This window comes from Burkholderia sp. WP42, assembly GCF_000745665.1.
GTDB classification, from domain to species: Bacteria; Pseudomonadota; Gammaproteobacteria; order Burkholderiales; family Burkholderiaceae; genus Burkholderia; species Burkholderia vietnamiensis.
In genome coordinates this window covers 229759-249458 of record NZ_JQJT01000003.1, presented here as the reverse complement: position 1 = coordinate 249458, position 19700 = coordinate 229759, and the positions used below count along the sequence as shown (strand labels likewise).

At 68.2% G+C, this 19700-nt stretch carries 17 protein-coding genes and 1 pseudogene; 9 read left to right on the top strand and 9 right to left on the bottom strand.

Annotation, left to right across the window (positions count from 1 at the left end):
* The first annotated feature begins 27 nt into the window (after positions 1-27).
* The 8 genes from EX20_RS01155 (at position 28) to EX20_RS01120 (ending at position 10248) form a co-directional block, all read left to right on the top strand.
* Positions 28-1461, top strand: a complete 1434-nt coding sequence (locus tag EX20_RS01155) for an aspartate aminotransferase family protein (protein ID WP_011886234.1) — start codon at positions 28-30, stop codon at positions 1459-1461.
* A 61-nt stretch (positions 1462-1522) separates the two neighbouring features.
* Positions 1523-2638: a polyamine ABC transporter substrate-binding protein gene (locus tag EX20_RS01150; protein WP_011886235.1), complete on the top strand. Its 1116-nt coding sequence runs from the start codon at positions 1523-1525 to the stop codon at positions 2636-2638.
* A 190-nt stretch (positions 2639-2828) separates the two neighbouring features.
* Complete coding sequence (locus tag EX20_RS01145; protein ID WP_014723792.1) at positions 2829-3983, top strand: ABC transporter ATP-binding protein; 1155 nt, start codon at positions 2829-2831, stop codon at positions 3981-3983.
* Positions 3984-3993: 10 nt separating this feature from the next.
* Positions 3994-4980 (top strand): ABC transporter permease subunit, encoded by a 987-nt coding sequence (locus EX20_RS01140; protein WP_034192574.1) that lies wholly within the window; start codon positions 3994-3996, stop codon positions 4978-4980.
* Positions 4977-5816: an ABC transporter permease subunit gene (locus tag EX20_RS01135; protein WP_011886238.1), complete on the top strand. Its 840-nt coding sequence runs from the start codon at positions 4977-4979 to the stop codon at positions 5814-5816. Before EX20_RS01140 ends, EX20_RS01135 begins: the two co-directional genes overlap by 4 nt.
* A gap of 98 nt (positions 5817-5914) precedes the next feature.
* Positions 5915-7507: a DUF3138 family protein gene (locus tag EX20_RS01130; protein ID WP_034192499.1), complete on the top strand. Its 1593-nt coding sequence runs from the start codon at positions 5915-5917 to the stop codon at positions 7505-7507.
* Positions 7508-7619: 112 nt separating this feature from the next.
* Positions 7620-8924, top strand: a complete 1305-nt coding sequence (locus EX20_RS01125) for an NAD(P)/FAD-dependent oxidoreductase (RefSeq protein WP_034192498.1) — start codon at positions 7620-7622, stop codon at positions 8922-8924.
* 22 nt (positions 8925-8946) lie between these two features.
* Positions 8947-10248, top strand: a complete 1302-nt coding sequence (locus EX20_RS01120) for an NAD(P)/FAD-dependent oxidoreductase (RefSeq protein WP_011886241.1) — start codon at positions 8947-8949, stop codon at positions 10246-10248.
* Between the two features lie 116 nt (positions 10249-10364).
* Here the strand turns inward: EX20_RS01120 and EX20_RS01115 are convergent, their stop codons facing one another.
* The 9 genes and pseudogenes from EX20_RS01115 to EX20_RS01075 all read right to left on the bottom strand — a co-directional run bounded on the left by EX20_RS01115 (position 10365) and on the right by EX20_RS01075 (position 18719).
* Complete coding sequence (locus EX20_RS01115; protein ID WP_011886242.1) at positions 10365-11039, bottom strand: DUF799 domain-containing protein; 675 nt, start codon at positions 11037-11039, stop codon at positions 10365-10367.
* A gap of 10 nt (positions 11040-11049) precedes the next feature.
* Positions 11050-11505 carry a DUF4810 domain-containing protein gene (locus EX20_RS01110; protein ID WP_011886243.1) on the bottom strand — a complete coding sequence of 152 codons (456 nt, stop codon included), beginning with the start codon at positions 11503-11505 and terminating at the stop codon, positions 11050-11052.
* Between the two features lie 56 nt (positions 11506-11561).
* Positions 11562-12239, bottom strand: coding sequence for a CsgG/HfaB family protein (locus EX20_RS01105; protein ID WP_014723798.1), 678 nt, complete (start codon positions 12237-12239; stop codon positions 11562-11564).
* A 590-nt stretch (positions 12240-12829) separates the two neighbouring features.
* The gene (gene gor / locus EX20_RS01100; protein WP_034192497.1) at positions 12830-14185 is read right to left on the bottom strand and encodes a glutathione-disulfide reductase; all 1356 of its coding nucleotides are present in this window, start codon (positions 14183-14185) and stop codon (positions 12830-12832) included.
* Between the two features lie 240 nt (positions 14186-14425).
* Positions 14426-14650, bottom strand: coding sequence for a hypothetical protein (locus tag EX20_RS01095; RefSeq protein WP_034192573.1), 225 nt, complete (start codon positions 14648-14650; stop codon positions 14426-14428).
* A gap of 331 nt (positions 14651-14981) precedes the next feature.
* Positions 14982-16103 carry a porin gene (locus tag EX20_RS01090; RefSeq protein WP_014723803.1) on the bottom strand — a complete coding sequence of 374 codons (1122 nt, stop codon included), beginning with the start codon at positions 16101-16103 and terminating at the stop codon, positions 14982-14984.
* 665 nt (positions 16104-16768) lie between these two features.
* A pseudogene (locus EX20_RS01085) lies at positions 16769-17500 on the bottom strand (YoaK family protein); the annotation flags it as partial.
* Between the two features lie 80 nt (positions 17501-17580).
* Positions 17581-18108 carry a chromate transporter gene (locus EX20_RS01080; protein WP_011886248.1) on the bottom strand — a complete coding sequence of 176 codons (528 nt, stop codon included), beginning with the start codon at positions 18106-18108 and terminating at the stop codon, positions 17581-17583.
* Positions 18105-18719 (bottom strand): chromate transporter, encoded by a 615-nt coding sequence (locus EX20_RS01075; protein WP_014723805.1) that lies wholly within the window; start codon positions 18717-18719, stop codon positions 18105-18107. Before EX20_RS01075 ends, EX20_RS01080 begins: the two co-directional genes overlap by 4 nt.
* A gap of 96 nt (positions 18720-18815) precedes the next feature.
* Here EX20_RS01075 and EX20_RS01070 point away from each other — a divergent pair, with 96 nt between their 5' ends.
* Complete coding sequence (locus EX20_RS01070; protein ID WP_034192495.1) at positions 18816-19700, top strand: transcriptional regulator GcvA; 885 nt, start codon at positions 18816-18818, stop codon at positions 19698-19700.

The window sequence follows — 19700 nt, the reverse complement described above, 5'->3', positions numbered from 1 at the left end:
ATCGCATTACGGAAATACGGAGAAAACATGACTTACCGCAACGAATCCGCCTGGGTCCAGCCGGCCGCGCCGGCCACCGCACCGCGCACCACGCAGGCGCGCACGACCGCCGAATACCGCGCGCTCGACGCCGCGCACCACATCCATCCGTTCTCGGACATGGGCGCGCTCAATCGCGCCGGCAGCCGCGTGATCGTGAAGGCCGACGGCGTGTACCTGTGGGACTCGGACGGCAACAAGATCATCGACGGGATGGCCGGCCTGTGGTGCGTGAACGTCGGCTACGGCCGCAAGGAACTCGCCGACGCCGCGTATCGCCAGCTGCAGGAGCTGCCGTTCTACAACACGTTCTTCAAGACCACGCACCCGCCGGTGATCGAACTGTCGGCGATGCTCGCCGAAGTCACGCCCGCGGGCTTCAACCACTTCTTCTATTGCAACAGCGGCTCGGAAGGCAACGACACCGTGCTGCGCCTCGTCTATCAATACTGGCGCGTGCAGGGCAAGCCGCAGAAGAAGTACGTGATCTCGCGCCACAACGGCTATCACGGCTCGACGATCGCCGGCGCGACGCTCGGCGGGATGGACTACATGCACGAGCAGATGCCGTCGAAGGTCGAGCACATCGTGCACATCGATCAGCCGTACTTCTTCGGCGAAGCGCAAGCGGGCGAGACGCCCGAAGCGTTCGGCCTCGCCCGCGCACAGCAACTGGAGGCGAAGATCCTCGAGCTCGGCGCGGAGAACGTCGCCGCGTTCATCGGCGAGCCGTTCCAGGGCGCGGGCGGCGTGATCTTCCCGCCGTCGACGTACTGGCCGGAGATCCAGCGGATCTGCCGCAAGTACGACATCCTGCTGGTCGCCGACGAAGTGATCGGCGGCTTCGGGCGCACCGGCGAATGGTTCGCACACCAGCACTTCGGCTTCGAGCCCGACCTGATCACGATGGCCAAGGGCCTCACGTCCGGTTACGTGCCGATGGGCGCGGTCGGCATTCACGAGCGCGTCGCGCGGCCGATCATCGACAACGGCGAGTTCAATCACGGCCTCACGTACTCGGGCCACCCGGTCGCGGCGGCCGTCGCGGTCGCGAACCTGAAGCTGCTGCGCGACGAAGGCATCGTCGAGCGCGTGAAGCGCGACACGGGCCCGTACTTCCAGGCGCTGATGCGCGACACCTTCGCGCAGCATCCGATCGTCGGCGAGGTGCACGGCCAGGGGATGGTCGCGAGCCTGCAGCTCGCGCAGGCGCCGGCCGAGCGCCGCCGCTTCGCGAACGGCGGCGAGGTGGGCACGATCTGCCGCGACTTCTGCTTCAACGGCAACCTGGTCATGCGTGCGACCGGCGACCGGATGCTGCTGTCGCCGCCGCTCGTGATCTCGCGTCAGGAAATCGACGAACTCGTATCGAAGGCGAAGAAAGCCGTCGATGCAACCGCCCAGCAGCTGGGCCTTTCGTAACGGCTTTGACTACGGGCGTGCGGCGGGCGCCGCACGCCGCCATAACCAGGGGAACTCCACCATGCGTGCCTGCTTTCTTCGCCAAGCCTGTTCCATCGCGGCCCTCGCCGCCGCCGCCGCGTTCACGTCGGTCGCCAGCCCGTGCGCCCACGCGGACGAGCTGAACGTCTACAACTGGTCCGACTACATCGCGCCGGACACGATCCCGAACTTCCAGAAACAGACCGGCATCCACGTCAAGTACGACAACTACGACAGCGACGACACGCTGCAGGCGAAGCTCCTCGCCGGCAGCTCGGGCTACGACATCGTCGTGCCGACCTCGAACTACATGGCCAAGCAGATCCAGGCCGGCGTCTACCAGAAGCTCGACAAGTCGAAGATCCCGAATCTCGCGAACCTCGATCCGCTGCTGATGAAGATGATCGCGGACGCCGATCCGGGCAACCAGTACGGCGTGCCGTGGGCATACGGCACCGACGGCATCGGCTACAACGCGCAGGCGGTGAAGAAGGCGCTCGGCGACAAGGCGCCGGTCGACAGCTGGGCGCTGGTGTTCGACCCGGCCAACATGGAGAAGCTGAAGAGCTGCGGCGTGTCGTTCCTCGACCAGGCGGTCGACGTGTTCGCGGCGACGCTGCAGTACATGGGCCGCGATCCGAACAGCAAGAACCCCGGCGACTACCAGGCCGCGTTCGAGGTGCTGAAGAAGGTTCGCCCGTACATCACGCAGTTCAACTCGTCGGGCTACATCAACGACCTCGCGAACAACGACGTGTGCGTCGTGCTCGGCTGGTCGGGCGACGTCGGCATCGCGCATCGCCGCGCGGCCGAGGCGAAACGCGCGTACGACATCAAGTTCTCGAACCCGAAGGAAGGCGGGCTGTTGTGGTTCGACGTGATGGTGGTGCCGAAGGATGCACCGCACCCCGAGGCCGCGATGAAGTGGATCAACTACGTGTCCGACGCGAAGGTCAACGCGGCGATCACCAACACGGTGTTCTATCCGACCGCGAACAAGGCGGCGCACCAGTTCGTCACGCCGGCCGTCGCGCAGGACCCGACCGTCTATCCGCCGGAGGACGTGCTGAAGAAGATGGTGCTGATGAAGCCGATGCCGGCCGACATCCTGCGCCTCGAAAACCGTCTGTGGGCGCAGTTGAAGACGGGCCACTGAGCCGGCTTCGTCATGGCGGCGCACGCGCGTACTGAACGCGTGCCCGCCTGAATCGGCGGACCGTCCGTCCGCCCGCGCGCACCGCGCGCCCGGTTCCATCCGGCACGAGCCGTTCGTCCGCGAGTCGCGTTGCGCGCCTCGTGCGGGGACGCTCATGCCTGCAATCCGTGAAGAACGAATGGTGAATCCCATGCAATCGATACCCTCTTCCGCTGCTGCACGCCAGGCCCAGCCGGCCGCCGTGGCCCGTTCGAAGAACGACGCGTTCGTGCGCATCGAAAACGTCGTGAAGAAGTTCGGCGACAGCACGGCCGTCGACAACGTGAACCTGACCATCGCGAAGAACGAGCTGTTCGCGCTGCTCGGCAGCTCGGGCTGCGGCAAGTCGACGTTGCTGCGCATGCTGGCCGGCCTCGAGACGGCCACCTCCGGCAAGATCTTCGTCGACGGCGAAGACCTCGCGTCGCTGCCGCCGTACCGCCGGCCGGTGAACATGATGTTCCAGTCGTACGCGCTGTTTCCGCACATGTCGGTCGAGTCGAACGTCGCGTTCGGGCTCAAGCAGGAAGGCACGCCGAAGAACGAGATCAAGGAGCGCGTGGCCGACGCGCTCGCGCTCGTGCAGATGAGCAAGTACGCGAAGCGCAAGCCGCATCAGCTGTCGGGCGGCCAGCAGCAGCGCGTCGCGCTCGCGCGCTCGCTGGTCAAGCGGCCGAAGCTGCTGCTGCTCGACGAGCCGATGTCGGCGCTCGACAAGAAGATCCGCCAGAAGACCCAGCTCGAACTGGTGAACATCATCGAGAAGGTCGACGTGACCTGCGTGATGGTCACGCACGACCAGGAGGAAGCGATGACGATGGCGAGCCGGCTCGCGGTGATGAGCGAAGGCAAGATCGTGCAGATCGGCACGCCCGGCGAAGTCTACGAATACCCGAACAGCCGCTTCTCGGCCGAATTCATCGGCTCGACGAACCTGTTCGAGGGGCGCGTGGTCGAGGACGAACCCGATCACATCTTCGTCGAGAGCGACGACCTCGAGGCGCGCATGTACGTGAGCCACGGCGTGACCGGCCCGCTCGGGATGCCGGTCGGCATCTCGGTGCGCCCGGAGCGCGTGAACGTGTCGCGCGAGAAGCCCGGCTCGCATCACAACTGGGCGCGCGGCGTGGTGACCGACATCGCGTACATGGGCAGCTACTCGCTGTATCACGTGCGGCTGCCGAGCGGCAAGACGGTCGTGTCGAACCTGTCGAGCTCGAACCTGATGCGCGACGACGCGCCGTCGTGGAACGACGACGTGTTCGTGTCGTGGTCGCCGGCGAGCGGCGTCGTGCTGACGCAGTGAGGACGCCATGATCAGAACCTCCGCTTCCACTCCGTCCGCGCCGGTTTCCGCCGGCGCGGCCAGCACCGGCGCCGGCCGCGCGCACCGCAGCCGCTTCGCCGCGCTGTCGCGTCTGCTGCCGTCGGGCCGCAGCGTCGCGATCGGCGTGCCGTTCCTGTGGCTCACCGTGTTCTTCGCGCTGCCGTTCGTGCTGGTGTTCAAGATCAGCTTCGCCGACCAGGTGATGAGCATCCCGCCGTACACGTCGCTCGTCGAGATGAAGGACGGCGCCGTGCACTTCGTGCTGCAACTGTCGCACTACGCGTTCCTGCTGCAGGACGACCTGTACATCGCGACCTATCTCAGCTCGCTGAAGATGGCCGCGGTGTCGACGCTGCTGTGCCTGCTGATCGGCTATCCGATGGCCTACTACATCGCGCGCGCGGAGCCCGGCCGGCGCAACGTGCTGATGATGGCCGTGATGCTGCCGTTCTGGACGTCGTTCCTGATCCGCGTGTACGCATGGATCGGCATCCTGAAGGACGACGGCCTGCTGAACCACGCGCTGATCGCGCTCGGCATCATCCATACGCCGCTGCGCCTCTATCACAGCGACGCGGGCGTCTACATCGGGATGGTCTATTCGTATCTGCCGTTCATGGTGATGCCGCTGTACGCGCACCTCGTGAAGATGGACCTCACGCTGCTCGAAGCCGCGTACGACCTCGGCGCGAAGCCGTGGGTCGCATTCACGCGCATCACGCTGCCGCTGTCGAAGAACGGGATCATCGCGGGCAGCCTGCTGGTGTTCATTCCGGCGGTCGGCGAATACGTGATTCCGGAACTGCTCGGCGGCGCCGACACGCTGATGATCGGCCGCGTGATGTGGGACGAGTTCTTCAACAACATGGACTGGCCGATGGCGTCCGCGGTGACGGTCGCGATGGTGCTGCTGTTGCTGGTGCCGATGGCGTTGTTCCAGTACTACCAGGTCAAGGAACTGGAGGAAGCGAAATGATCAAGCCAAGCAAACCGCTGTCGACCGGCGTTCTCGCGTTCGGCTTCCTGTTCCTGTACATCCCGATCATCAGCCTGGTCGTCTACTCGTTCAACGAGTCGAAGCTGGTGACCGTGTGGTCGGGCTTCTCGCTGAAGTGGTACGCGGCGCTGCTGGACGACGACGAGCTGCTGACTGCCGCGTGGCTGTCGCTGAAGATCGGGCTGCTGACGGCCACCGCGTCGGTGGTGATCGGCACGTGGGCCGGCTTCGTGCTCGCGCGCTTCGGCCGCTTCAAGGGCTTCACGCTGTACACCGGGATGATCAACGCGCCGCTGGTGATTCCCGAGGTGATCCAGGGCATCTCGCTGCTGCTGCTGTTCGTCGCGCTCGAGCAGATGTTCGGCTGGCCGAAGGGCCGCGGGATGGTGACGATCTGGATCGGCCACGTGATGCTCTGCGTGTCCTACGTCGCGATCATCGTGCAGTCGCGCGTGAAGGAGATGAACAAGTCGCTCGAAGAAGCGGCGCTCGATCTCGGCGCGACGCCGCTGAAGGTGTTCTTCGTGGTCACGTTGCCGCTGATCTCGCAGGCGCTGCTGTCCGGCTGGCTGCTGTCGTTCACGCTGTCGATCGACGATCTGGTGCTGTCGGCGTTCCTGTCCGGGCCGGGTTCGACCACGCTGCCGCTGGTGGTGTTCTCGCGCGTGCGGCTCGGGCTGAACCCGGAGATGAACGCGCTCGCGACGCTGTTCATCTCGGCCGTGACGATCGGCGTGATCGTCGTCAACCAGATGATGATCGCGCGCGAGCGACGCCGCGTGGCCGACATGAAGGCGGCGTTCGCGGCCGCGTGAGTTGCGTTTCCAGCTGTTCATAACATGACCGCGCGCCGCGCGATGCGGCGCGCAATACAGATCACACATTGACAGGTGCACGACAAGGAGAGTCCGCAATGAAGAAGAAACTGATCTGCCTGCTGGTGGCCGGCGCGTTGCCGGGCGTCGCGCTGGCCGGCTCCACATCCGCCGAGATCAAGGCGCTGCAGGCGCAGGTCGCCGCGCTGCAGAAGCAGATGAAGGCCATGCAGGCGCAGCTCGCCGCGCAGCCGGGCGGCGCCGCGGTCGCCCACGCCGGCGCGACCGGGGCGGCCGGCTCCGGCGGCACGGCGCGGCCGGCCATCGTGGCGGCCGATCCGTCGTCGCCGGATTACGGCAAGGCGCAGGCCGCGCTGACCAACGACGAAGTCAGCGAAATGAAGCAGCAGATCGCGAACCAGCAGCTGAAGGTCGACTCGCTGACCGACGCGGCCACCACCGGGCCGCTCGCGGGCCTGTCGGTGACGGGCTACCTCGATCCGACCTACATCTACAACCGCGCGGCCGGCTCGTCGTCGTTCCTGTTCGCGAACCACGAGAACGCGTACAACTACTTCAACAGCACGTTCGGCGATCTGTACCTCGACATCAAGAAGACCTTCGGCGTCGGCCCGATGGCGCCGTCGGCGGAGATCACGCTGATGCCGAACCGCGGCAACGGCATCACGCTGCTGCAGAACTCGCGCGGCTCGATCACCGACAACCTGCTGAACACCGCGGTCATCAACGTGCCGATCAGCGCGACCACCACGCTGGTCGCCGGTCTGATCCCGAGCTTCGGCGGCTACGAGGTGCAGCAGTCGAACCAGATGCTCACGCTCACGCACAACCTGCTGTACGACTTCTCCGATCCGGGCAGCTACGTCGGCGCGGGCGCGAACTACACGAAGGGCAACTGGGCGTGGAAGTTCTTCGTCGGCAACGAGCAGTACCGCACCTACGGCTCGGTCACGCAGACGGGCACCAACGCGCTCGGCGATCCGATCACGACCAGCAACAAGGTGCCGACCTTCACCGCGCGCGCGGACTACACGTGGTCGAGCGCGCTCGATCTCGGCGGCTCGATCAACATCGGCCGGCAGACGCTCGCGAGCGCGATCGACTCGAACGGCGTCGTGCATTACGGGCCGGGCGGCAACGGCGGGAGCGGCTACGGCACGTTCTTCTTCGGCGAACTCGATGCGACCTACATGCTCGCGGACACGCAGTACAACGCCGAGCTCGACTACGGCCAGCAGCAGAATGCGGCGTACAACGGCGGGCTCGCGCAGTGGTACGGGCTGTCGCTGCTCGCGCACCGCAAGTTCAACGCGCCGGTGGTCGGCCGCATGGGCGTGACGCTGCGCTACGACGCGCTCGTCAACAGCAAGAACGGCGGCGGCGGCGGCGGCATCGCGCTGAACGGCAACGGCATGGATCCGTACAACGGCTTCGGCGTGGACGCCGACTGTCTCGCGACGTCGAAGGCGAACGGCGGTCTGGGCTTCGACTGCAAGGGTGCGATCCGTCAGGACGTCGCGCTCGACCTGCTGTTCTATCCGACCCAGCAGATCACCGTGAAGGTCGAATACCGCCACGACTGGGCGAACAACAAGGTGTTCCTGCGCAACGACGGTTCGTACGGCAAGTCGAACGACCTGCTCGCGACGCAGTTCATCTATTCGTTCTGACGCAGGCCGCGCGGGACGCCGTGCCGCGAGCACGGCGTCCCGCGTCATTTCAACCGGCCGGATCGCGGTGCGTCGCGCACCGCCTCCGGCCATCTCCGAGGGAGCCGGTTCGATGCCGCAGTCTTTCACCCGCCGCGCCGATGCGCTCGCGCACGACTCGTATTACGAAGCCAGCGTCACGCGGCCGCCGACCAACGATCCGGTGCTCGACGGCGCGATCGACGTCGACGTCTGCGTGATCGGCGCGGGCTTCGCCGGGCTGTCGACGGCGCTCGAATGCCGCGCGCGCGGGCTGTCGGTCGCGGTGATCGACGCGCACCGCCCGGGCTGGGGCGCGTCGGGCCGCAACGGCGGCCAGGCGATCACCGGCTTCGCCAAGGACGGCGTGATCGAGCGGCAGCTCGGCGCGGCCGGCGCGCGGGCCGCGTGGTCGCTGTCGCTCGACGGCGTCGAGCTGATCGCCGAGCGCATCGCGCGCTACGCGATCGACTGCGACTTCACGCGCGGCTACCTGACGGTCGCGACCAAGCCGCGCCGCGTCGGCGACCTGCGTGCGTGGATGGACGCGGCGCGCACGCGCTGGGGCCACCCGTCGCTGTCATGGCTCGACACCGCCGGGATCCGCGCGCGCATCGCGTCGCCGCGCTATCTGGCCGGCGTCCACGATCCGCTGTCGGGCCATCTGCATCCGCTCAAGTATTGCCTGGGCCTCGCCGACGCCGCGCGGCGCGAAGGCGTCGCGCTGCATGCGCACACGCCGGCGCTCGACGTCGCCCGCGGCGCGCGGCCGGTCGTGCGCACGCCGTCGGGCGAGGTGCGCTGCGGCTTCGTCGTGTCGTGCTGCAACGCGGGGCCGGGCGGCATCCTGCCGGCCGCGACGGCCGCGCGCATCGCGCCGGTCGCGTCGTACATCATCGCGACCGAGCCGCTCGGGCGTGCGCGCGCCGACGCGCTGATCGCGCAGCGCGAAGCCGTATGCGACAACAACGTCTTCCTCGACTACTTCCGGCTGTCGGCCGACCACCGGATGCTGTTCGGCGGCCGCGCGAGTTCGGCGGGCGCGCCGCCCGAGGTGCTCACCGAAGCGATCCGCCAGCGCATGACCGGCGTGTTCCCGCAACTCGCCGACGCGCGCGTCGAGCATGCGTGGGGCGGCTTCGTCGACGTCACGCGCAACCGCGCGCCGGACTTCGGCGCGCTCGATCCCAACTTCTTCTACGTACAGGGCTTCAGCGGCCACGGCGTCGCGCTGACCGGCATCGCCGGACGCGCGGTGGCCGCCGCGATCGCGGGCGACACGCGCGCGTTCGACCTGTTCGCGCAGCTGCGCCACCGGCGCTTTCCGGGCGGCGACGCGTGGCGCCAGCCGGCGCTCGAACTCGGCATGCTGTATCACCGCGTGCGCGAGCTGTTCTGAGCCAATCGATCACATCCACATCATGCAGACATTCGCGAACCAGCCCCACGTCGCGTCGTACTACGCGGCGACCGTCAACGATACGACCCGCCATGCGCCGCTCGCCGGCGCGACCGACGCCGACGTGTGCGTGATCGGCGCGGGCCTCACCGGCCTGTCGGCCGCCCTGAACCTCGCGGAGCGCGGCCATTCGGTGACCGTGCTCGAGGCGTCGCGGGTCGGATGGGCGGCGAGCGGGCGCAACGGCGGGCAGCTGATCGGCGGCTTCGCGTGCGACATCGATACGTTCGGGAACTTCATGCCGGACAGCGACGTGAAGCGGATCTGGGAGATGGGACTCGAGACGCTGTCGCTCGTGAAGGCGCGGATCGACAAGCATGCGATCGACTGCGCGCTGGTGCCCGGCTACCTGACCGCGGCGAACACCGAGCGCGACGCCGATGCGCTGAAGCGCTGGCGCGACGAGGCCGCGAAGCGCTTCGGCTACGAGCGCTTGCATTTCGTCGAAGCGGACGCGCTCGGCGACTTCGTGCAGTCGGCGCGCTATCGCGGCGGCCTGTACGACCCCGACAGCGGTCATCTGCATCCGCTCAACTACACGCTCGGGCTTGCGCGCGCGGCGACCGACGCCGGCGTGCGGATCCACGAGGACAGCTGCGTGACGCGCGTGCGCGACGTGGCGGGCGGCCATGTTGTCGAGACCGCTGGAGGCCACGTGCGTGCGCGCTTCGTGGTGCTCGCGTGCAACACCTACGTCGGCACGCTGGCGCCCGCGCTGGCGAAGAAGATCATGCCGGTCGGCACCTACGTGATCGCGACCGAGCCGCTCGGCGACGCGCGCGCCGCCGCGCTGATGCCGGCGCGCGCGGCCGTCTGCGATAGCCGCTTCGTGCTCGACTACTTCCGGCCGGCGCCGGACACGCGGCTCGTCTGGGGCGGCAAGGTCAGCTATTCGACGCGGCCGCCGCGCAACCTCGCGGCCGCGATGCGCGCGGACATGTTGAAGACGTTCCCGCAACTCGCGGACGTGAAGATCGACTATGCGTGGGGCGGTTTCGTCGACATCACGATGAACCGCGCGCCGCATTTCGGGCGCGTGACGCCGACCACCTACTTCGCGCAGGGCTTCTCGGGGCACGGCGTGAACACGACCGCGCTCGCGGGCAAGCTGATCGCCGAAGCGATCGACGGCCAGGCGAGCCGCTTCGACCTGTTCGACAAGATCCGCCACCGCGACTTCCCCGGCGGCGCGACGCTGCGCACGCCGGCGCTGGTGCTCGCGATGAGCTGGTACAGGCTGCTGGACGCGTTCGGCGTGCACTGAGCGGCGCGCGTTCGCGCTGCAACGCAAAACGGCCGCGCATGCGCGGCCGTTTCATCGGCTATCGCGGCTTCCGCACAACGGGCAAGCGGGGCTGCCGAGGTGCGGAAGCGCCCCGCTCAGTCGGTGCCGTACTTCGGCGAGTGCGGCCCGTACAGCAGCCCGTTCGGCGGGCCGGCGGACAGCAGGCGGTTGCTGGTCAGCGCGGCGACGTCGTGCGCCTCGTCGGTCAGCGAATGGGCGATCTGCTTGACCGCCGCCTGCACCAGCATCCCGACGAGACCGAACGCGTTGACGTTCACGTTGTTGCCGAGCTCCTTGCCGGTCGCGCGGCCGGCGCCCTGCCACAGCACGTCGCCGGTCCGCAGGTCGACGAGCTTCGCCGACGCCGCGACCACCGTCGTGCTGTCCAGCACCTGGTAGACCGAGCCGTATTTCGTGATCTTCGTGTACAGCGCGGCATCGGCGCCGAAGATCTCGCGCAGCTTCGCCGGCGACGTGCCCTGGATCTCCGCGGCGTTGGTGAGGCCGTTCTGCTTGAACGTCTCGTCCATCACCGCGACCGGCACCACGTAGTAGCCCGACTCGGCGAGCGGCAGCGTCATCTGCGACAGCACGCCGTAGGTCGCGCCGACGTCGGTCGTTTCGTTGATCGGCGGCAGCACGAGGATCGAGCGCGGATGGCTGTTCTTGAACGCCGTGTAGTCGGCGCGTTTGACGGGCTGCGCGCATGCGCTCAGCAGCGCGACGAGCGACAGCACGGACATCAGCTTGAATGAAAGTGTCTTGAACATGGCGGGCGCGTTACTGTTTGGCGGAAGTCGTATCGGCGTTCTTGCGGCCGGCGAGCGTCTGGCCGGCGGCCGACGGGGTCGGCGCGCTTGCAGCCGCGGTGGTCGCTGCGGCGGTCGGCGCGGCCTTCTTCTTCATCAGGAAATCCATGTACGACGCGGATTCCGGGAACAGCGCCTTCTCGGCCTCGAACTCCTGGCCCGCCTGCTGTTCGCTGCCCACGCTCGCGTAGAGCATCCCGAGATGCGCATGGAAGCCGGGCGGCGGCTTGTTGCCCTTCGCACGGATTTCCTGCAGCGCCTTTTCGAGCGCGTCGATCTGCTGTTGCGGCGACGATTGGCCCTTGAAGTATTCGTACACCTGCGGCTGATAGCCGTTCCACTGATAGAGCGGCGGCGTGGTCGGCGCGGCGCAGCCCGCGAGCAGCATGGCGGCTGCCGTCGCCGGCAGCCAGATTCCCCGTTTCATTGTTTGGTCTCTTGTGATTCGATGATTGATCCGGTGCGCCGTACGGCGCACCGCGCTTACTTCGTCGCCTTCAGCACGCCCGCGTCGACCTGGTCGACGAGGTGATTCACGGCTTCCTGGATCGCGAGGTCGAGCACCTTGCCGTTGAGCGTCGAGTCGTAGCCGGCGGTGCCGCCGAAGCCGATCACTTCGCGGTTCGACAGGCTGAATTCGCCGGCGCCCTGGCTCGAGGCGACCACTTCCGACGTCGTCGTGTCGACGATGTTCAGGTTGACCTTCGCGTACGCGACCTGCGTCTTGCCGCTGCCGAGAATGCCGAACAGCTGGTGGTCGCCGACGTCCTTGCGGCCGAACTCGGTCACGTCGCCGGTCACGACGTAGTTCGCGCCCTTCACCGCCTGCGCCTTCTTCATGAAGCCGGCTTCCTGCTTGATCTCGTCGAGGTTCTCGCGATCGAGCACGTTGAAGCGGCGGCTCTGCTGCAGGCGCGTGACGAGAATCGTCTTGGCCTGGCCGCCGAGGCGGTCGATGCCGTCGGAGAAGATCCCGCGCATGTAGCTCGAGCGGTTGTCGAACTTGCCGATCGCGATCGCGACGGGCTTGCCCGCATACGGCTTCTGCGCGCTGCTCACGGCAGGCACGTCGAGCGTGCGCGACGATTCGGTCGCGCAGCCCGACAGCGCCGCGACGAGTGCCGCCGCGACGACAACGGTGCGTCGTGTCTGAATGTTCACTGCTGGTCTCCTTGCGAAAAAGATTGCCCGACACGGGCGCGCCGGCTCGCGAGCGAACCGGCGGAGGAAGCGATGGAAATGCCGTGGACGCGCAGCGGCGCGCGCCGCGTCATCGCGGCAATGGCGATAGCGACGGTGACGGCATGCGTTGGGAGCGCGCGCGCAACGGACGGGTTGCGGCGACAGGCGAGCGTGCGGCGCGCCGGTATGCGCCGCTCATGTGGTCGTGGATGTGGTCGTGTGCGTGATTGCGCTGTTGATCGCGCATGATTGGCCCCGTATATGCTTTTGGCCGATCATACCAAGCTCTTCGCCGACTCGGCATCGTCCCGGCACGAATTGACGAACTTTTGCGTTGCCTGCGTATCGTGGATGCGACGGGGCGATGGATGGGTCGGATGCGATGGATGGGTCGGATGCGACCGACTCGTCAGACTCGACCGACTCAACCGATGCGATGGACGCGTCCGATGCGACGGCGTCGAAGGCTCGAACTCCGCGAGCTATGCGGACTGCGCCAACGCCCCGGACTTCATAGCCCCGCTAGACCCCACACGCCGATGGCGCGACATCGCGCCACTCCATCGCCCCTAGTCGGCAACCTTCTGGCGCATCGTCACGAATTCCTCTGCGGCGGTCGGATGGATGCCGATCGTGTCGTCGAATTGCGCCTTCGTCGCGCCGGCGCGAATCGCGATCGCGATGCCCTGGATGATCTCGCCGGCGTCGCGGCCGACCATGTGCGCGCCGACGACGCGCTGACTGTCGCGCGCGACCACCAGCTTCATCAGCGTGCGCTCGTCGCGCCCCGACAGCGTGTGGCGCAGCGCCCGGAACGACGTCCGGTAGATGTCGAGCTCGCCGTACACGCCGCGCGCATGCGCTTCGGTGAACCCGACCGTCGCGACTTCCGGCTGGCTGAACACCGCGGACGGCACCCATTCGTGGTCGGTCGCGACGCGCGCGCCGCCGAACAACGTGCGCGCGAGCAGGCTGCCGTCGCGCGTCGCGACCGGCGTCAACTGCGGCCGCGACGTGACGTCGCCGAGCGCGTGGATCGACGGCACCGACGTCGCCGAATACGCATCGACCGCGATCGCGCCGCGCGCGTCGAGCAGCACGCCCGCGCGCTCGAGGCCGAGCCCGTCGACGTTCGGCACGCGGCCGGTCGCGTAGAGCACCGCATCGTACGGCCCGTGCGTCGCGTCGCCGACCTGCACGGAGAGCGTGCCGTCGTCGGCCCGCGCGATCGACTCGACCACCGCGTGCGCATGAATCGCGACGCCCTGCTTCGTCATCTCGTCGGTGAGGAACTGCCGCACGTCGTCGTCGAAGCCGCGCAGGATCCGGTCGCCGCGATAGAACAGGTCGACGCGGCTGCCGAACCCGTTGAAGATGCCGGCAAACTCGACCGCGATGTAGCCGCCGCCGACCACCGCGATGCGTCCGGGCAGCGCCGGCAGCGACAGCGCCTCGCGCGACGTGATCGCATGCTCGATGCCGGGCCGCGGTGGCAGCGACGGGCGCGAGCCGGTGGCGATCGCGATGTGGCGCGCGCGGAACGTGCGCTCGCCGACGGCGACCGTATGCGCGTCGACGAGCGTCGCGCGGCCGGCGTGCATGTCGACGCCCGATTGCCGCAACAGGTTGATGTAGATGTCGCTGAGGCGGTTGATCTCGCGATCCTTCGCGGCGATCAGCGCGGGCCAGTCGTGGGTGCCGGCGTCGAAGCGCCAGCCGAAGCCTTGCGCGTCTTCCAGCTCGTGCGGATAGTGCGAGGCGTAGACGAGCAGCTTCTTCGGGATGCAGCCGCGCAGCACGCAGGTGCCGCCGATCTGCTCCTGTTCCGCTATGGCGACGCGCGCGCCGTAAGACGCCGACATCCGGGCGAGCCTCACGCCGCCGGAGCCGGCCCCGATGACGAACAGGTCGTAGTCGAAATCCATCGCAAGCCTCATCGCAGTTCGGATGACGGCACGATAACAAGATTCCGGCGTTCGTGCGGGAAGCGCCGATGCAGGGCGCGCGCCACGAAAAAAAACGGCGAGAGACCCTGCCTCTCGCCGCTCAACCCGGTTGCCGGGTGTGCCATGCGTCACCGATCGAGCGCATGCCCGGCCAGCCGGCCGCGCGGCGCCGGTCCGCCCGCACGCGCGAACGGCGCGCCCGCGGACCGGCCGCCATGCTCAGGCCTGCGACGTGTCGCTGCCGTCCGTCGCCTGCGTGTCGTCTGCCTGCTGCGGCTGCTCGTCCTTCTTCTCGAGCATGCCTTCGATCGCCTCCGCGCCCTTGAAGCCGGCGATCGCCGCGGCTGCCTTGGTCAGCAGGCCCGCATCGGGATCGACCTTCTCCGCAGCCTCGACGGCCGCGACGGCACCAGCGATTTCACCCACGGTATTCAGGATACCCATCGTCATCCCCTTCGAAGAAAATCGTGAGCGCATCGTCCCACGAAAAAAACCGGCGGACCGCGTTTGTCATCGCCGGATACACAAGTTACCCATCAGGCCGGCCGCGCGCGAACCCGCGCGCCGGAACGACGCCCGCGCGCACCGCGGACCATGCGCGCAGCGTAGCGCAAACGCGTCGCGCGCACTGTCAAAGTATGTTCTGGATTGCCGACGGAACGCTTACGGGCAGCACGAGCGCCCGCGGCGGCGCGGGCGGGCGAAAAAAGAGGCTCCCACAGGAGCCTCCCGGATGCGCGCCGCGCGTGGCGCGGCGCAGCTGCGACGGTTCTCGTCAGAAGATATTGCGCAGGCCGATCGCGATGCCGGTCTGGTTGCTGCGGCCCGGCAGCTCGACGTTCGCGGCGCCGTTCGTCTTGTTGAAGTCGACGGTGCCGTAGACTTCCGTGCGCTTGCTGAGCGCGTATTCGGCGATGCCGACGATCGCGTAGCGGTTGCCGCTCGCGAGCGTGCCGTTGGCGGTCATCGCGTTGCGCATGTGGTCGTAGTAGAAAGCGCCGGTCAGCGTCAGCGGCGTGCTGACCTGCCAGCTCACGCCGGCGAACGGACCGTCGTCGATCCGGCCCGTGCCCTTCGCGACCGGAATCGACTGCTGCGCGAGCAGGCTGTCGACGAAACCGGTGTCGTCCTTCGAGCGCAGGTAGCCCGCGTAGACCTTCGCCTTGCTGAACGCGTAGACGACGTTCGCGTGGTAGATGGTCTGCTTGCGTGCGGAGTTGTCGCTGTTCTGCTGCGCGCCGGCCGCGATGCTCAGCGGCCCCATCACGTAGGACAGCGACACGCCCCATGCATTGCCCTTGCCGAGCGAGCCGGGGATCTGGCCGGAGAAGCCGCCCGCGCCGGTCGACTCGTAGTTCGTGCCGGTCGAGTACATCGCCTTCGCGGTCAGGCCCGAGAACGTGCCCGTGTACTTGATCTGGTTGTCCGCATACAGGCCGCCGCCCAGCGCCACCGGGAGCCACGCGTTCTCGAGGTAGTTGCCGACCGTGAGCGGATCGTAGGTGTCCGCGAGCAGGTCGAACAGCGGGGTCTTCTGGCGGCCGAGGGTCACCGTGCCGTACGGGCTCTGCAGGCCGACGTACGCGGCGCGATTGAACAGGCGGCCGCTGTCGGCGAATGCGCCGTTCTGCAGGTTCACGCCGCTTTCGAGGTTGAACACGGCCTTCAGGCCGCCGCCGAGGTCTTCCGAGCCGTAGATGCCGAAGCGGCTGTTGGTGATCGCGCCGTTGGTCATCGACAGCAGGCCGTCGTTCTTCGCATTGGCGTTGGTGAGGTAGCGGATGCTGGCGTCGGCGACGCCCCACAGCGTGACCGAGCTTTGTGCTTCGGCGAACTGACTGGCGACGGCGAGTGCCGCGCCCCCTGCGATGGCTGCGAGCCGGGTGGTCTGCTTCATGAGCTTTCCTATTTGTAGGTGTCTCCGTTCATGGCCGGCCGCGTGTGCAGCCGGGTGGCAATCGCGGGCGCTCATGGCGCCCGCGATGTCGGCAGAATCATAAGACCAGTACGCGGAACGAAAGAAATTGAAACGTCCGCGCACGCGCGATTGTCGTCAGCGAACAACGGTCGATTGGGCGGGCGGGGATTGCGCCGGCGGGAGGCCGGGCGCGGCGCGGCGAGGACCGTGCGGGGTTGGAGGCGATGACGCTGCGTCGGGGCGCGCCGTCGTGCACGTGCAGGAGTGCTGCGGTTGCCGGTATCGGAGGCGGCGGGCCAGGGCTCGGGCAATCGGGTGCGGCGGCTGATCGGTGGCGCGATGAGTGCGCTGCAGCAACGTACCGAGACGGCTGCTCGCTGCGACGCCCCGGGGTGTCACGCCCGCTGCGATGTTACGTACTCCGGTGCGGCGGCGTTGTTGGCGTTGTTGGCGTTGTTGGCGTTGTTGGCGTTGTTGGCGTTGTTGGCGTTGTTGGCGTTGTTGGCGTTGTTGGCGTTGTGGGCGTTGTGGGCGTTGTGGGCGTTGTGGGCGTTGTGGGCGTTGTGGGCGTTGTGGGCGTTGTGGGCGTTGTGGGCGTTGTGGGCGTTGTGGGCGTTGTGGGCGTTGCTGCCGTTGCTGCCGTTGCTGCCATCGCTGCCGTTGCCTCCATCACCGCCCGCGCCGCCCGCGCCGCCTGCCGGATCCCCCGCCCGCTGCCGCGCCCGCCGCACGATCTCCGCGAACGCGCCGACGAGCGGCAACACCGCGCCCCACAGCGCGACATCGGGCGCGAGCCGCGTGACGAGTCCACCGCACACGGCGCCGCCGAGAAAGCAGAAGCTGATCGTCGCGAGCAGCGCCGAATCGTGCAGCGCGCCGGCGTCGTAGCGCGGTATCAGCCCGACGAACAGCTTCTGCGCGGCGCGGCGCAGATTGCCGGTCGTCATCACCGACGTGTACGACAGCGCCTCGAGATGCGTGAACGACAGCGTCTGCAGCGTCGCCACGAACGTGATGCCGGGGATCAGCCACGCGCTCGACGCGCCCACCAGCCCGCTCGCGGCCAGGCCGAGAAACGCGATCTCGACGATCAGGCTCGCGAACGCGGTGTGGCGCATCCAGCCGCGCTGGGCGGCGAGGCCCAGCAGGTGCGCGACGAGCACCGCGACCACGAAGCCGCCGAGCGGCGGCACGTGACGCAGCGCGGCCGCCCATTCGCCGGCCGACAGGTTGATGCCGAGCAGCGCGACGTTGCCGGTCATCGTGTTCGCGAACACGTGGCCGTGGCCGACGTACGTGTACGCGTCGAGATAGCCGCCCGAGAGCGTGAGCAGCGCGGCGACGGTGAGGTTGCGGCTGGCGCCGTCGAGATTCATCGATCCTCCGTGTGGTGTGCCGCCCGGCCGCCGCGGACGGCGGGCGATTCATCGGCGTCGGCGCGGCGGCCGGCCGCCCTTCACTGGCCGATGCCGGTGAGCCCGATCAACGCGCCCGCCGCGAGCAGCCACAGCGGATGAATGCGCGTGCGCCACGCGAGCACCGCGCATGCGGCGGTGATGCCCCACTGGATCGCGCTGCGGTTCGACGCCTGCGAGATCAGCATCGCGCTGGCCGCGACGAGCCCGGCCGTGACGGGCATCAGCCCCTGCTGCACGTAGCGGCGCCACGGCCGGTCGCGAAAGCGCTCCCACGCGTGCAGCGCGAGCACGGTCACGATCGACGACGGCCCGAACTTCGCGATCGACGCGACCAGCAGGCCGGCCCAGCCGGCCACGTGCCAGCCGACCAGCGACACGATCATCATGTTCGGCCCCGGCGCCGCCTGCGCGAGCGCGAACAGCGCGGTGAACTCGTGCGCGCTCATCCAGTGATGCACGTCGACGACCTGCCGCTGCATCTCCGGCAGGATCGTGTTGCCGCCACCGAACGCGAGCAGCGACAGCTGGCTGAAGATCGTCGCGATCGCAATCAGTGTGTCGTTCATCGGCCGCCTCCGTCGCGTGCCTCGGCGCGCGGCTGCGCCGGCGTGTCGCGACGCCGCGACGCGAGCCAGATGCTGACGGGCGTCAGCACCAGCATCGTCGGGAGCAGCGGCACGCGCAGCACCGCGATCGCGACGAACGCGAGCGCCGCGATGCCGGCGGCCGTGCGCGGCGCCTGCCGCAGCGGCCGTGCGACCTTCACCGCCATCGCGACGAGCAGCCCCGCGGCTGCGGCCGCGAGCCCGCCGAACAGGTGCTGCACGTGCGGGTCGGCCTGCGTCTTCGCATACAGCACGCCGAGCGCGACCACGACGAGCGTCGGCCCCGCGATCAACCCGAGAATGCCGGCGAACGCGCCCGCGACGCCGCGAAAGCGCATGCCGACGGCGACCGACAGGTTGATCACGTTGCCGCCCGGCAGGAACTGGCACAGGCCGAGCAGATCGGTGAATTCGTCGGCGGACAGCCACTTGCGCTCGTCGACGATGGTGCGCCGCGCAAACGGCAGCGCGCCGCCGAACGACATCAGCCCGAGCGACAGAAAACCGGTGAACAGCTCGGCGAGACCGATCGGGCGCGGCGCGGCGGCGGGCGGTGGGGAAACGGATTGCATGGGGATCCTCATCAAGCGGTGCCACGAGGTTACCGCCGTCGCGGAGGACGGCAAAACGATTTTATCGGCGCGTCCTTGTGATCTAGAATCACAAGCATGCCACGCGACCTACCGCCCTTTTCCGCGCTTCGTGCCTTTGAAGCAGCGGCCCGACACGAGAGCTTCAGCGCCGCCGGCGACGAGCTGCATGTGACCCACGGTGCCATCAGCCGGCAAATCGCCGGGTTCGAGGCGTGGCTCGGCAAGCCGGTGTTCCAGCGCTACGGCAAGCGCGTGAAGCTCACCGACGACGGGCGCCGCTATCTCGACACCGTGCGCGCCGCGTTCGACAGCATCGCGCTCGCCACCGAGCAGCTGCGCAACGCCGGCGCGACGCGCGTGCTGCGCATCAACGCGCTGCCGACCTTCGCGATGAAGTGGCTGCTGCCGCGCCTGTCGCGGTTCCAGCGCGACGTGCCGAACGTCGAGCTGAAGCTGTCCACGTCGAACGCGGCGCTCGACACGCTCGACGGCTTCGACGTCGCGATCCGCCGCGAGCCCGGCCCCGGGCCGAACTGGCGCAGCGGCCATTTCCTCGACGAAAGCGTGATTCCCGTCTGCAGCCCCGCGCTGCTCAAGCGCGCGCCGATCGCCCGCGCGGAAGATCTCGCGCGGCACGTGCTGCTGCATTCGGATACGCGGCCGGAAGGCTGGCGCGACTGGTTCGCCGCGGCCGGCGTGACGATGAAGGGGCGCAAGCGGCAGTCGTTCGACCACTTCTATCTCGCGCTGCAGGCGGCCGTCGACGGGCTCGGCGTCGCGCTCGGCCCGCTGCCGCTGATCGACGACGAGCTCGCGAGCGGCCGCCTCGTGATGCCGCTCGACGGGCCGCGCATCGCGACGCGCAGCTACTGGTGGATCGCGCCGGGCGCGTCCGCCGACGATCCGCTCGTCGCGCAGTTCTGCGCGTGGCTGCAGGGGCAGTCGAACACCGGCGCATGA

What these genes read in the sequence shown, in the direction of transcription:
- EX20_RS01155 (WP_011886234.1), top strand. Translation starts at nt 28, where the DNA reads ATGACTTACCGCAACGAATCCGCCTGGGTCCAGCCGGCCGCGCCGGCC.
- EX20_RS01150 (WP_011886235.1), top strand. Translation starts at nt 1,523, where the DNA reads ATGCGTGCCTGCTTTCTTCGCCAAGCCTGTTCCATCGCGGCCCTCGCC.
- EX20_RS01145 (WP_014723792.1), top strand. Translation starts at nt 2,829, where the DNA reads ATGCAATCGATACCCTCTTCCGCTGCTGCACGCCAGGCCCAGCCGGCC.
- EX20_RS01135 (WP_011886238.1), top strand. Translation starts at nt 4,977, where the DNA reads ATGATCAAGCCAAGCAAACCGCTGTCGACCGGCGTTCTCGCGTTCGGC.
- EX20_RS01130 (WP_034192499.1), top strand. Translation starts at nt 5,915, where the DNA reads ATGAAGAAGAAACTGATCTGCCTGCTGGTGGCCGGCGCGTTGCCGGGC.
- EX20_RS01125 (WP_034192498.1), top strand. Translation starts at nt 7,620, where the DNA reads ATGCCGCAGTCTTTCACCCGCCGCGCCGATGCGCTCGCGCACGACTCG.
- EX20_RS01120 (WP_011886241.1), top strand. Translation starts at nt 8,947, where the DNA reads ATGCAGACATTCGCGAACCAGCCCCACGTCGCGTCGTACTACGCGGCG.
- EX20_RS01115 (WP_011886242.1), bottom strand. Translation starts at nt 11,039, where the DNA reads ATGTTCAAGACACTTTCATTCAAGCTGATGTCCGTGCTGTCGCTCGTC.
- EX20_RS01110 (WP_011886243.1), bottom strand. Translation starts at nt 11,505, where the DNA reads ATGAAACGGGGAATCTGGCTGCCGGCGACGGCAGCCGCCATGCTGCTC.
- gor (WP_034192497.1), bottom strand. Translation starts at nt 14,185, where the DNA reads ATGGATTTCGACTACGACCTGTTCGTCATCGGGGCCGGCTCCGGCGGC.
- EX20_RS01095 (WP_034192573.1), bottom strand. Translation starts at nt 14,650, where the DNA reads ATGGGTATCCTGAATACCGTGGGTGAAATCGCTGGTGCCGTCGCGGCC.
- EX20_RS01090 (WP_014723803.1), bottom strand. Translation starts at nt 16,103, where the DNA reads ATGAAGCAGACCACCCGGCTCGCAGCCATCGCAGGGGGCGCGGCACTC.
- EX20_RS01080 (WP_011886248.1), bottom strand. Translation starts at nt 18,108, where the DNA reads ATGAACGACACACTGATTGCGATCGCGACGATCTTCAGCCAGCTGTCG.
- EX20_RS01075 (WP_014723805.1), bottom strand. Translation starts at nt 18,719, where the DNA reads ATGCAATCCGTTTCCCCACCGCCCGCCGCCGCGCCGCGCCCGATCGGT.
- EX20_RS01070 (WP_034192495.1), top strand. Translation starts at nt 18,816, where the DNA reads ATGCCACGCGACCTACCGCCCTTTTCCGCGCTTCGTGCCTTTGAAGCA.